At 40.6% G+C, this 9428-nt stretch carries 6 protein-coding genes; 3 read left to right on the forward strand and 3 right to left on the reverse strand.

The window, feature by feature from the left end; genetic code table 11:
* On the forward strand, positions 1 to 1196 hold a 1196-nt coding region (locus B2V92_RS01735; RefSeq protein WP_293304272.1), incomplete at its 5' end, for a zinc-dependent metalloprotease.
* 230 nt (positions 1197 to 1426) lie between these two features.
* Here B2V92_RS01735 and B2V92_RS01740 read toward each other — a convergent pair.
* The 3 genes from B2V92_RS01740 to B2V92_RS01750 form a co-directional block, all read right to left on the reverse strand.
* A complete protein-coding gene (locus B2V92_RS01740) occupies positions 1427 to 4123 on the reverse strand; it encodes an outer membrane beta-barrel protein (protein ID WP_293304274.1) in 2697 nt (898 codons plus the stop codon).
* A gap of 10 nt (positions 4124 to 4133) precedes the next feature.
* Positions 4134 to 5159 (reverse strand): FecR family protein, encoded by a 1026-nt coding sequence (locus B2V92_RS01745; protein ID WP_293304275.1) that lies wholly within the window; start codon positions 5157 to 5159, stop codon positions 4134 to 4136.
* A 92-nt stretch (positions 5160 to 5251) separates the two neighbouring features.
* Positions 5252 to 5866: an RNA polymerase sigma factor gene (locus B2V92_RS01750; protein WP_293304277.1), complete on the reverse strand. Its 615-nt coding sequence runs from the start codon at positions 5864 to 5866 to the stop codon at positions 5252 to 5254.
* A gap of 479 nt (positions 5867 to 6345) precedes the next feature.
* Here B2V92_RS01750 and B2V92_RS01755 point away from each other — a divergent pair, with 479 nt between their 5' ends.
* Both B2V92_RS01755 and B2V92_RS01760 read left to right on the forward strand, forming a co-directional pair.
* On the forward strand, positions 6346 to 7995 hold the full coding sequence (locus B2V92_RS01755; RefSeq protein ID WP_293304279.1) for a DUF4980 domain-containing protein: 1650 nt from the start codon (positions 6346 to 6348) through the stop codon (positions 7993 to 7995).
* Positions 7996 to 8069: 74 nt separating this feature from the next.
* Positions 8070 to 8939: a sugar phosphate isomerase/epimerase family protein gene (locus tag B2V92_RS01760; RefSeq protein WP_293304281.1), complete on the forward strand. Its 870-nt coding sequence runs from the start codon at positions 8070 to 8072 to the stop codon at positions 8937 to 8939.
* Positions 8940 to 9428 lie beyond the last annotated feature (489 nt).

Genomic DNA, 9428 nt, shown 5'->3' on the forward strand with positions numbered 1-9428 from the left:
TATCCTCGCACGAAGTTGGCCATACACTTGGGCTATTGCATAATTTTGGATCAAGCTCAACCGTTCCGGTAGCTAAATTAAGGGATAAAGCCTGGGTAGAGGCTCATGGGCACACACCATCTATAATGGATTATGCGAGGTTTAATTATGTGGCGCAGCCCGAAGACCATATTTCGGAAAAAGGGATTTTCCCACGCATTGGCGATTACGATAAATGGGCCATCGAATTCGGTTACCGTTGGAGGCCCGAATTTAAAACTGCAGATGAAGAAACACCTTATCTGAATAAACTCATCATCGATAGTTTAAAAACCAATAAACGTTTGTTTTTCGGATCAGAGAACCTGTTTACAGATCCACGTTCGCAGAGCGAAGATATGGGCGATAATGCCATGCTGGCGGGTACTTACGGCATTAAAAACCTAAAACGCGTGGTGCCAAATATTATGGCCTGGACGCGTGAGCCAAACGAAGGTTACGATAAAACAGGCGAAATTTATAAGGAAGTAATTAAACAATATACCCAATACCTTGGTCATGTGATCCGTAATTTTGCGGGTACCTATACTACTTTTAAAAGTGTAGAACAGCCTGGTGGATTGTTATCTCCTGTTTCTTATGCCACCCAAAAACAGGCCATGAAGTTTATGAACGACGAATTTTTTGTAACGCCAAAATGGTTGATCAACAAACAGATTGCCGATGTAACCGGTGCCAATGCTGTTAATACCATCAGTTATTTACAATACGTGGTTTTAATGCGGATGATGGGTTCTGATATCATCGTGAAAATGATCAACAGAGAGGCTACCGATCCGGTTAAAAATTATACCGCCATGGAATACCTTAACGACCTGAAAAAAGGAATATGGAGCGAAATTTACAGCCACAAACCAATTGATATTTACCGCCGTAACCTGCAACAGACCTATATGAGCAATGCCATCAAAATGTTTGTATCAACCAACGAAATCGTAATGACGGGACAGTTGGGCGGAATTAACGTTTATATGAACCCTGATGTAACCAAATCAGACGGTGGAAGCATCATGCGTGCTCATTTGATTGAATTAAGGGGCGATATCAAAAAAGCAATCCCTTTTGCCACAGGTTTAACCAAAATGCATTTGGAAGAAATGGTGCGTAAGATAAATGTGGGTTTAATCCCTAAAACACTTAATACACCTACGCCGTAAGATTCAAAAAGACGTCATCTCGAGCGGAGTGCAACGTAGTCGAGAGATCTATCTTGGTAGATCTCTCCGTTCCAGTCGAGACGACGTTTTTTAATGGAGTTGTCCTGAGCCTGTCGAAGGATCTTTCTGCAAATTCGTCATCTCGAGCGGAGTGTAACGTAGTCTAGAGATCTATTCTGGTAGATCTCTCCGCTCCGCGATGCTGCGGTCGAGATGACGAATTTTATTTTTTACAACCGCTTCAACGCATCCTCATTACCCAGTTTGGCATCCGATTTCTGGATTTTCGATTTGCCGAACTTATAGGTGAAACCAACAAAAACACGTTTGCTATCGGTACTCACCCTTTCGGCCGAATTAAAAGTACCATAACTGCGTTCAACAAGATAATCGTTCCGCTTAAAAACTAGTTCATTTCCGCCCAAACGGAGCTGCCCTTTGCCTTCCCAAAGGTTAAGCAAAAACGAAGCATCGATATTTTTATAACCACTGTTTTTCGATAAATCCTGCACATAATTGGTCCAGTAATAAGCATCTATCTGCAGTTTCAGGTTCTTCGAAATTTTAAAAACCTGCGAACTTTTAAAATCAGAGTGAAAGGCAGCCAGTTTATAATGGGTACCCAAAACCGGTCCTTCGGCCATGTTATAACCAATTGGTGTACCGCTGTTAAGGGTTTCCCACCAATCGTTAATTTTGATCGGATAAAACAGGTAAAGCGAAACATCCGATGCCCGGTCGAGATTCTGGCGTGTAAAATAGGTAACCTTGGTTGCAAGATCCTGCAGATAAGGGAACAATCCAATGGTACCCTTTGTATGGGTATAACTTAACGAAAGATTAAGCTTGTGGATATTGGCACTTAAGGTATAGGTATCATCAAACTGTGGCGTAAGCGAAGGATTGCCCTGCTCAATGGTATACCGATTAAGCAATACCGTATAAGGTACCAGTTCGTAATAAGGCGCACGGTTAATGGTGGGTTTATAAGAAATGGAAATGTTATTATCCTGGTTAAAATTATGCTGATAAAGAAAAGTAGGGAATAAATTGGTGTAATTTTGTTTAAGGTTTCCGGCAAAATTGGCCTGTGTATTTTCGACCCTTAAACCAAGCTGTACTTTATCTTTTTTCCAGTCTTTGCTTAATATTCCATATACCGAAGCAATTGATTCTTTCAGGTTACTTTCATTAGAAAATACCGGATTAGATGTAAATGCTCCGTTGCGGTTATCCTGATAATTTACGCTTGTGTTAGAATTGGTATACTGAAATTTAACACCGGTTTCGAGCTTCCATTGTTTTTTAAACTCGTGTGTGTAATCAGCCTGACCAATATAAACATCAATAGCAGCCTTATTTCTGTTCTGATAATGGGTAGGAATTCTGATGATATTGCCCGATCCATCATAAAGTACCGAAGGGAAATCCTGGAAAAGGTTACGTTTCCAGGGGGTAAAAGTAGCCAGTACCACGAGGTCGTTTTTGCCCGAATCGGCTAAAAGATGGTAATTAAAGTTATAGGTGTAAGAACTGGCGCGTTGGTTAAAGGTAGCATCAGTATACGATACCGAATCGGTACGGATGTTTTTTCGGCCAAAGTCATTCGTTGTTGCCCATGGTCCTTTAAAATAGAAAATACCTCCGTTTGCAAAAAGACCGATGCTTTGGTTTTTATCCAGTTGCAGCTCGGCACTGGCCTGAAAATTATAGAGGTTGTTATGCGATATCCTCGACCAGTTGTTGGTTAAATAATATAACGGATCGGCAGGGTCCTGAAACCTTTCCGAATTTATACTGAAAATGTTGGTTCCTTTCGTAACACCACCGCTCGCATAAAGGGTTAGGTTTTTGTGTTTATAGGTGGTCGAAGTATTTAAATTGCCGGTAGCATATTTTCCGGTTGATCCATCGGCGCGTACATCGCCCGTAAAACCTTCAATCTGGCTTTTTTTGGTAATAATGTTGATCACCGCGCCAAAAGCAGCGTCATATTTTGCCGAAGGTTGTGTAATCAGTTCAATTTTAAGGATATTTCCTGCCGGCATGGTTTGCAGGATATTTTCCAGTGCTGCATCAGGTACAGGTTTGCCATCAATCAGAATCATGGTCCGTTTTCCCTGTAAACTCACGGTATTATCGGCCGAGATTCGTACAAAAGGTGCCGATTTTAATACCTGGAGCGAATTGCCCACCGCCATCGCACTATTATCTACATTAAAAACCAATCTATCACTTTTGGCTTCTACCAATGGCCTGCTGGCCGTAATTTTAACTTCCTTTAAATTTTCGCCTGATGATTGCATCGCGATAGGGGCAATGCTTACTGCGGCATTACCGCCAACCGTAAAAGGTTTTGTGGTATAAGGACTATAGCCAATGGGTGAAATCCTGATTTTATAAGTACCCGGCTTAACCGATAGAAAGGTGAATTTACCATCAAGATCGGTTAACGAGTTGATTACGAAAGAGGAGTCCGCCGCCACCAACAAGGTTACCGTGGTATATTCCAATGGTTTGGCATGTTCATCCAGCAACCGGCCGCTTACCTGATCTTTTGCAACAGAATCGGCAATGCTGGGGTTGATGTTCTGCTTTACCGGTGCTGCTGTTTTAGAAACCGTGGGGAAAATAGAATAGTTTTTATCATCTACCTTGTACCACGATAAATTAAGTGGTAAAATAAGGGCATCTAAAATCTGTTTTAAAGGTTTACCCGCATAAGTATTTGCCTGATAAGCCACCTGTTTTTGCTTAAGCTGACTTTCTTCGTATAAAAAATTGACTTTAAACTGTGTACTCAATTTACTGAGCACCTGCGTTAGGGGCTGCGCTTCTTCTTGTTTTACCTGTTGGGCAAATGTAAATTGGTTGAAAAATAAGATGCATATTAAAGCAATAAGGCTAACTTTTAAGTTCTTTTTCATGATCGTAGCCTTATTTAGATGTAACAATAAGTTCGTGTGTAGCCTCTTTCGGGCTAATGTTGATGTTCAGCGTAACACCAATGGCTTTAAACAGTACATCCCGATCCTTCGCACTTAAAGCACCCGATAACCTTTTCTCCAAAATCTTCGGATCATCAACCACCACTTTATAACCATAAATATCTTCGAAATAATCGAATATTTTAGCCAGCGGAACATTGCGGAAATACAATTTTCCATCTTTCCATGAGGCATATTCGGCAACATTGATCGGTTTTTTAACCAGTTTGCCGTTTGCATATTCGGCGATATCGCCAGGGACCAAAATCAATGGTTTTGCTTCGCCGGTTTTTAAATCCAGACTGATTTTACCTTCTAAAAGGGCTACTTCGGTACGGCCTCTACGGTCGTTTACGTTAAAGGAAGTTCCTAAAACTTCTACATTAACTGCCCCTGTATGCACAATAAAGCGTTCGTGGTTTTTTATTGCACCTGTTTTATGCAGGTGGTTTACTTTTAAAAAGGCTTCACCCGAGATCCAAACCTCACGGATTTCGTTCTTATCCCAGTTTTTATCATATTTAATATGCGAATTGGCATTGAGGGTTACAATTGATCCATCTGGTAAAGTAATATTTTTCAATTGGCCATAAGGTGTTTCGATATTGACTTTCTGGTTAACCGAATATAAAATGCCGATACAGAACAGGATACCCACCACAACGGCTGCGGCGGCATAACGGTACCACATTGGCAAGGTTTTGCCTGTTTTTTTGATCGAAACGGTTTTGGCGGCAATGTTTTGCCAAAGTTGTTGTTTTTCCGTTGTATCGAGTACGTCGGTTTCGAACCGTATCGATAATACGATTTCCCTTGCACTTGCAATCAATGGGCTTAGGGTGGGGTAAGTATGCTGTACATGCTGCCAGAATAGGTCTGCTGTTTCATCCGGCTGAAGTACCCAAAGGATAAAGGCTTCATCGTTGATCAGATCTGCTAAAGTATAAGCTTTGTAATCGCTTAGCTGTTTCTTCATTGTTCTTTCTTTTGATCCTATTAGCAGCAGCAGCCGTTTTTTACCCCATCGAAATGAATAAAAATTTAATATTTATTATATCTTACTGATTATCAGTTTAATAATTTTAAATGGAGCATGAGGTAAAGCAATAATAAATCATCTTTTGAAAGGTTATTGCGCAGATAATCTAACGAGCGGGCCATGATTTTATATCCTGCTTTTACCGTTATGCCCATCACTTCGGCAATTTCCTCGTAACTCAGTTGCTCATAAAATTTAAGGAAAATAGCTTCCCTTTGCCTTGCCGTAAGTTTAGCCATGGCATTTTGAAGTTGTTCGCTCACCTGCAATTGTTTTTCGCTATCAATGAGGCTTTCCTCTACATTTAAAACCACCTGGAATTGGTAGTTTTCTGTTTCCTCGTAAGTTTCGTTTTTGCTTAACTGAAAAGCTTTTTTGAAAATGGCATGCCTGAAAGATTTATAAAGGTAATTTTTTACATGTTCAGGATTTCCGACCGAATTTCTTCTCGTCCACAGCCCCACAAAAAGATCCTGGATACACTCTTTAATCAGGTCTTTATCTTTGCTAAACTTCGATCCATAATTATACAAACCTGCCGAATAGGTGTTGTAAAGAGATTCGAAAGCGGACGCATTGCCGTTTTTAAAACTGTTCCAATGCTGGGTTTCGTTATTCGCGTTATGATTTTGGTGGAGCTGCACAAATATTGATCAGAATAGGGTTAAGATGTAGGACTTCGACAATTAAATTTCCATGGTATCAATTGCTGATAGCCAAACATAAGTAAATTCTTTTAAACAAGATCCTTCGATTCATTACTGGTCTTAGCGTCTCGCTAAGACCTTGATTTTTTTTGCCACGGATTCACAGAAAAACACGGATTTATAGGAATGAAAACAAAATGTATGGCTATTCTGTGCAAATCCGTGTCTCCGTGGCAAAATAGGTTTAGAAAATATCTACTTCGTTTGGATCAGCGCTCTCTGTGTCATCTGCGGGCATAAACGAAATAATTAAAATAATAGAAATGCCCATTAGATCAATATCCGGTGTTTTCTAAAGCATCAACCACGTAAATAAAACAATACACTTTTGCTCCACCTCAATATTTTTCCCTATCTTTTCCTCCACTAACCAATATCCTTCTTTAATTGATAAAACGATTTACCATTCCCGGAACATGAAAACTATTTACAAAGCAATTTTTGCCATTGGCGCTTTATGCATTCTTTCTCATTTTGCCTTTGCCGCCGATATTGAAATCAAGATCAGCAAACGTTACCTTAACCTGCCCGTTTCGCAAAAGCAGGCCAGGGCCAATATGAAATTCGAAATTTCGGGCAAACAGGAGCGTGTTTTTAAAATCAGGTTGGCAAAAGACGAACCCGAATATTGGGTTTTCTGTGATGTAAGCGTACTGAAAGGTAAAACAATAAAAATCAGTTATGAAGGGGATGCTGCCGGATTACAGAAAATTTATCAGAACGATGAAATTGAAGGTCAGCAATCCATCTATAAAGAGAAAAACCGTCCGCAGTTCCATTTTACCACAAAAAGAGGCTGGATAAACGACCCGAACGGACTTATTTTTTATGAAGGTGAATATCACCTGTTTTATCAGCATAATCCTTATGAAAGAGAATGGGAAAACATGTCGTGGGGACATGCCGTAAGCAAGGATATGATCCACTGGGAGGAGTTGCCAACCGCTCTAAGCCCTGATCAAACGGGTACCATGTTCTCCGGTTCAACCGTAATCGATTATAACAATACAGCTGGTTTTAACAAAGGCAACACGCCTGCAATGGTGGCCACTTATACGGCTTTTACGGAGGAAAAACAGGTGCAATGTGTGGCTTATAGTTTGGATAAAGGACGCACCTGGACAAAATACGGCAAAAATCCGATCATCGATTCGAAAGCGAAATGGAACAGTGTAGACACCAGAGATCCGAGGGTTTTCTGGTACAAACCCGGTAAACATTGGGTAATGGTGCTGAATGAACGTGACGGACACTCGATCTATAATTCGGACAATTTAAAAGACTGGACTTTTATGAGCCATACCACAGGCTTTTGGGAATGCCCGGATTTGTTCGAACTGCCCATTGATGGCGATAAAAGCAAAACCAAATGGGTAATGTATGGAGCATCTAATACCTATATGACCGGTACTTTTGATGGTAAGAAGTTTACGCCCGAATCGGGCAAACATTATTACGTAACCGGAAGCATTTATGCCGCACAAACTTTTACCAATATCCCCGAGAGCGATGGCAGAAGAATCCAGATTGGATGGGGTAAGATCGGCCACCCTGATATGCCATTTAATGGGATGATGCTTTTGCCAACCGAACTAAAACTTAAAACCACAAAAGATGGCTTACGTTTAGTGAGCGAACCGATAAAGGAAGCTTCGCAGCTTTTCGAAAGTGCTGGCGAATCGACCAATTTAAATGTAAAAGATGCAAACGAAAAACTTAAAACCTATAACAATACAGACAGGATCCGAATTAAAACAAAACTGAAACTTTCGCATGCCACCAGCGCCGGACTGAGTTTTGCCGGACAAAAGATACTGGACTACGATATGAATTTTAACCTTGTTAACGGTGTTTTTTATTCTCCCGAAGATATGACAAGCATGGAAATTTCGGCCGATATCTACATCGACAGAACTTCTGTAGAGGTTTTTATCGATGGCGGGGCTTATTCTTATTCGATGGAGCGCAGATTAGATGCTAAAAACACCGAAGGCTTTCAGTTTTGGGGAAATAATATCGAAATTAAGGATTTAAAGGTTTATTCGGTTAAATCAATCTGGCAATAAAATCACCTATTATTGAATCAATCTTTTTAAAAAACTATGATCCTGTTAATCCTGAAATCTTTTAATCCTGTTCTATGAAAAAGACATTCTTATCAATTATTACCAGCTTACTTGTTTTGTTGGCTTCAGGTCAACTTTTAGCACAACAAAAATATCCAGAATTAGGCATTGTAAGCGGTTTATCACAAGATAGCATTGCATATGCTGCTGGCTTTAAATTGATTGGCGAATCGGTACCCAAAATACTTTCACCTACATTAAGCGATGATGAATTTCAGTCCAATCTGCAGAAACTGAAAGCGGCTAAATGCAAAGTATTAAGCTGCAACTTGTTTTTTCCTGGCAGTTTAAAAATTGCAGGTCCGGATGTAAACGAAGAAAAGGTTTTAAGTTACACCGAAACAGTGCTTTCGAGGGCGAAACAGGCAGGCGTAAAATATATCGTACTGGGCAGTTCGGGTGCAAGGAGTATCCCTTCTGGTTACGACATAGAAAAAGCGAAAGCAGATTTTGTAATCCTTTGTAAAAAACTGGGGCAGATAGCTAAGAAAAATAATGTGATCATCCTGTTGGAAAACCTCGAAACCACCGAAACCAATTTTATTACCTCATTAAAAGCAGCTGCCGAAATTGTAAAAAAAGTAAACGAACCCAACTTTAGGCTTAACGTTGATGTTTTCCATATGCTACGCGAAGGCGAATCGCCCGATGAAATTATTGCTGCCGCAAAACAGGTGGGCTTTTGCGAAATTGCCGAAAAAGAAAAACGTAGCCTGCCTGGGGTAGCCGGAGATGATTTTAAACCATACTTACGTGCGCTAAAGAAAATCAATTATAAAGGATATATCTTCATAGAAGCCAGTACCAATAATGCCGCTGTAGAAATGCCTCAGGCATTTAATTACCTTACCAAACAAATTGCAGAAGTTTATTCGGGGAAATAAGGGGGGAAGGTTTAGGGTTTGAGGTGTAAGGTTTAGGGTGTCCCTCATATCCGTCATTTCGAGGAATAATTTATTGCATAGAAGTCAATATTGTTGACAGACACGTTAACGTAAATAACTCCTAAAAGTTGCCGTCATTTCGAGTGGAGCACAACGAAGTCGAGAAATCTACATTGTCATCCTGAGCGTAGTCGAAGGATCTCCGCTCACTGCGTTCCGGTCTAGATGACGGTTTTTATTTAGAGTCTCTCTGTCTTGGGATAGACCTCTCCAGCATATCGTCACTCTGTCCCGAACTTTCGGGATCAGGGTCTTTCCCGCAATAGCTCTCTCCACTCCACTTCGTTCCGGTCGGGATGACGGTTTTTATTTAGAGTCTCTCTGTTTCGGGATAGACCTCTACCTCTCCAGCATATCGTCACCCTGAATTTGTTTCAGGGTCTTTCCTGCAAGATAGATTTCTCCGCTCACTGCGTTCCGGTCGTATTC

The sequence above is a fragment of the Pedobacter sp. UBA5917 genome, from assembly GCF_002432345.1.
GTDB lineage: Bacteria > Bacteroidota > Bacteroidia > Sphingobacteriales > Sphingobacteriaceae > Pedobacter.